A 2,500-nucleotide genomic window follows, 5' to 3' on the forward strand; every position below is an offset into this window, starting at 1 on the left:
CAGGTGGTAGCATCTGAAGGTTTACGCCTTTGCTCATCCTTCCAACACCGGCACAATATGTTTCCAACCCAGCTGCCTTACAAAATCCAGCGCCGTTTTGCCGCTATTGGTTTGAATACTTTTATCCGCGCCAAACTTCAACAAAGTTGCTACAGACCCTCTGTTGCCGGCGATCGCTTCTTTATGTAAAAGCGTATATCCGGCGGCGTCACGATTCGTTATTTCCAATGGATATTCTTTCAGAAATTCAATAAAGCTTTCATCCATGTTAACGCTCATCGGATGTTCAATGAGATTTTCCGGATGTTCCTTTTGCTGATATGCCAGCAGAATATCGTTATAATCTCCGAAGTCCAATCCCCATGCATCATCATGTTCGTTGCGTTCTTCTTCGGACATGGTTGACCGTAGTTGCTGTATGGTGAAGCCGCCATAGGTATTTCCCCGTGTGCTAAATAACCAGTCACTTACCTGATCAATCGGCACTTTCACCGGATCACCGTTTTTTACGTTCGTGAGCTCATTGGGATCATTTATGAGTACGCCACTGATATGATCACCATCAAATTCTACATCATTCACCCACATATGTTCTACTACAGGTGTTGCCCGATCCGGTACTTCCTGCATGAAAGCCACTTTCACGCAAGCCAGATCCAGGGCCGGCACAATTCTCCGGTATTCCCAGTGAAGTTCTCTCCAGAAATAAGGAAACGTTTCCTGCGCCCTATAAAAAGCTTTAATCATTTCAGGATCCTCTGCCTCGGCATAAAATACTACTTTCTCTTTCATACTCAAATAATTAACGATTCAAATGGATCAGCAAATATAGCGTACCATTTTGGTAATAAAGGTGGGCTTCCCTGGCAACATATTTTTTTTTGGGATCGTTCCCGCTCACTAAATTCTCATTAGTGATCATTCTTCTCTCTCCCGGCTTATCTTTGACTTAACAAAGAGGGTTTCTTGAAATAGCAAATGAACCACGCCATCGCGTGTACCGGTAACAAGGGTTTTATTTTCGGGATGATGGTTAAAGTAATATTATTCCGCGGGCAGAAAAACCCGCGGATAATATTTTTCGCAATGCAATTACTACGGCCAACAAAATCATAGTATAAACGTCGGTTCAAACATGTCGCATGTCTTGTTCATGGTTTTCGAGATGACTTCACCGAAAAAATTTGACAGACAGAATGAGTAAAGGGTACTCCTCTCCAGGAGTACCAATTTTAGTAGCGGTCCCCCCTGTAATCAGAACGTTGTAGGAATTCCCGCATTTATTTATTTAAATTGGGGAAAGTAAAACGCCACGTTGTGAATACTATAGCTGCTTTGAAACAAGGTAACCTTTTGGTATTTAATGAAGTATACTATTCCTCCCACAAAAGGATCTACTATTTTATTCTACAAAAAACAAAATCTTCTTTCATTGCAGAGGAGGTAGCACAACTTACGTTCATCAAATTCTGGAACTACCGGGAAAACCTGGCAGATGACCTGGACGTGCAATTGCAGCTGTTCCGGATTGCCCGTACTACCCTGATCGACTTTCTTCGAAAAGAAACGGTGTACAAGGAAAAGGTGATCCACGTGATAGAGCGCTACACCCTGCCGGCAGATGACCTCTGGGGTAAACTCGCCGAAAAAGAACTACAGCACAAACTGGCCCATGCACTGGAAGAAATGCCGCCCATGCGTCGTAAAGTATTCGAGATGAGTCGCTTTAAAGGCATGAGCTATCAGCAAATAGCGCACGAACTTTCCTTGTCGTCCCGAACGGTGGAAGCTCATATCTTCCAGGCCATCAAGCAAATAAAACATTATCTGGGCCTGCTCCTGCCGCTCATAGCCTGGATGTTCCCGTTTTGAAAATATTTTTTCGTTCCGACTAAGTAGTTGGCGCTTCGCAAACGTATTACTTATCTATCAGCCGTACATAACATGATAAACGATGAATTACTGGCGCGGTTCTTTAGCCATCAATGCACTCCGGCAGAAGCCAGCGAGGTAGCCGCCTACCTGCAGGAACATCCGGATATGCTGGAAAAATATTTGTCGGAAAAAGAATTTATGCAATTCCAGGAGGAGGGTAACTTTCCGGAAACTGTTTCACAACAGTGGCTGAAAAATATCCACCGTCAAACGGTATATGCCAATAACAGAAGTCTCTGGGCCAAACGACTGGCAATTGCAGCAGTAGCCACCGGTGTGCTGATTGGAGGAACGATGCTACTGCTGAATCGGGATCATCAAAAGGATACAAGCATCGCCGCGACCACTGTGACGGCCATTCCGGCCGCACAACAGGAGCGCACCACCAATACAACGGACAAAGCCATCGCCGTGGTACTGCCGGATGGATCGGTGGTACAACTCCTCCCGGCGGCCAGCATGGTGTATAATAAACAGTTCAGGGAAAACAGAAACATCTACCTGACAGGAGAAGCAGATTTTACAGTAGTCGCAGATAAATTACATCCCTTCGTTGTTTATAGCA

The 2,500-nt window shown here is 44.8% G+C and carries 2 protein-coding genes and 1 pseudogene; 2 read left to right on the forward strand and 1 reads right to left on the reverse strand.

Features of this window, described 5'->3' with window-relative positions:
• Positions 1 to 33: 33 nt before the first annotated feature.
• On the reverse strand, positions 34 to 792 hold the full coding sequence (locus VIP81_RS09330; protein ID WP_331958902.1) for a DUF2314 domain-containing protein: 759 nt from the start codon (positions 790 to 792) through the stop codon (positions 34 to 36).
• Positions 793 to 1,317: 525 nt separating this feature from the next.
• Here VIP81_RS09330 and VIP81_RS09335 point away from each other — a divergent pair.
• Entirely contained in the window at positions 1,318 to 1,872 is a 555-nt protein-coding gene (locus VIP81_RS09335; protein ID WP_331958905.1) for a sigma-70 family RNA polymerase sigma factor, read from the forward strand.
• Positions 1,873 to 1,944: 72 nt separating this feature from the next.
• A pseudogene (locus VIP81_RS09340) lies at positions 1,945 to 2,500 on the forward strand (hypothetical protein); the annotation flags it as partial.

The sequence above is a fragment of the Chitinophaga sp. genome (assembly GCF_036566945.1).
In the GTDB taxonomy this organism is placed as follows: Bacteria; Bacteroidota; Bacteroidia; order Chitinophagales; family Chitinophagaceae; genus Chitinophaga.

Coding starts and splice junctions, on each gene's coding strand:
- VIP81_RS09330 (WP_331958902.1), bottom strand. CDS start 792: ATGAAAGAGAAAGTAGTATTTTATGCCGAGGCAGAGGATCCTGAAATG.